This is a genomic window from Acidisphaera rubrifaciens HS-AP3 (genome assembly GCF_000964365.1).
In the GTDB taxonomy this organism is placed as follows: domain Bacteria; phylum Pseudomonadota; class Alphaproteobacteria; order Acetobacterales; family Acetobacteraceae; genus Acidisphaera; species Acidisphaera rubrifaciens.
In genome coordinates, this window is the sequence record NZ_BANB01000316.1 from 1 (window position 1) to 1,428 (window position 1,428).

Here is a 1,428-nt window from a genome sequence, read left to right on the forward strand (position 1 = left end):
CCGCCGTCATAGCGCTGCAGGTCGAGCACCCGCGACGCCGCGCGCTGGATCTGTCCCGCCCGGTCGGGACCGGCGAGCGGACCGTCGGGCAGGAACACCAGCCCCATCCCCTTGCTCGTCGCCTGTTCGAGGCAGAGCAGCGGGTAGTCGGCCAGCGCGCGCACCAGCCCGGCCACGTCATAGCGCGTCACGCCGCCGTAGCTCGCGGTCGCGGACCAGGTGTCGGCCACGAAACGCCCGGCCGCGGGATCGAGCGCGACCTGTCCGCCCGCCGGCACCTCGGTCACGGTCACGACGCTGACCGGCGGGCGGGAGGGGCGGACCGTCAGCGCGGTCGTGCGGGTGACGGCGAAACCGCCCGGCCCGTGCACCGCCAGACGCATCACCGCCCGCCCCGCCCCGGTCGCGCGCAGCAGGGCGATCGGCGTCGCCTGCGCGCCGGGCGCGAGGTCGGCCGACAGATGCGCGGGGCCGGCGACGGCCAGCGGCCCCTCGGTCGAGACATCGACCGTGGCCGCACCCGCCGGCAGGTCGAGGTTGTGCAGCAGCACCGTCAGCCGCGCCTCGTCGCCGGGGGCCAGGAAGCGCGGGAGCAGCGGCTCGGCCACGAGCGGGTCGCGCACCAGCACATCGGCGCTCGCGCTGCCGATGCGCGCGCCCTGCCAGGTCACCGCCATCAGCCGCACCCGCCCGGCGAAATCCGGCAGGTCGATCGGGATGCGCGCGACGCCGTCCGGCCCGGCGCGCACGGGGCCGGCGAACAGCGAGACGGTGCGGATCGGAATGTCGGGCAGCGCATAGCCGGCGTCGCCGCCCTGCTGCAGCACCGTTGCATCGCCGGTCGCCGGGGCGATCAGCCGGCCCCAGTCGTCGCGTATGTCGATGCCGAGCCGGCGGCGGCCCAGGAAATGCGGCGCGGGATCGGGGCTGACGAAGCTCGTCAGGCGCAGGATGCCCTCGTCCACCGCGGCGAGCGTGACCCAGGCGCCGGGATCGGTGTGCACGGGCACCACCGCCTGCGCGCGCGGGGGCAGCTTGTCGGGCACGTCGATGCGCGCGGCGATGGTGCGCCCCGCCGGGTCGATGCCGATCCAGGCCAGCCCGATCGCGCGCTCCGCCCGTGCGCCCGCCGCCGCCGGGCGGTAGGCGTGGACGACGACATAGGCGCCCGGGCCCCAGTCGGCGCCGACCGGCACGTCGAGGTCGGTGCCCTTGGCGCTGACCGTGACGTTGCGCAGCAGATGCACCCGGCCCGTCAGCACCAGCAGCGTCGCCTGCCCGTCGAACGGCGCGGCGACATGCACGCGCGCCGTCTCGCCGGGCCGGTGCGTCGCGCGGTCCACCGCGACGTCGAGCGGATCGGGGACATCGGGATTGTCGGTCGCCACCCAGCCGGCGCGGAACCGGTAGGACGTCGCGGCGAGACCG

1 protein-coding gene is annotated in these 1,428 nt (G+C 76.3%); it reads right to left on the reverse strand.

What is annotated here, in order from left to right:
- Positions 1 to 1,428: alpha-2-macroglobulin family protein (locus tag B8460_RS10280; protein ID WP_048861509.1), on the reverse strand; the 1,428-nt coding region annotated here is incomplete at both ends.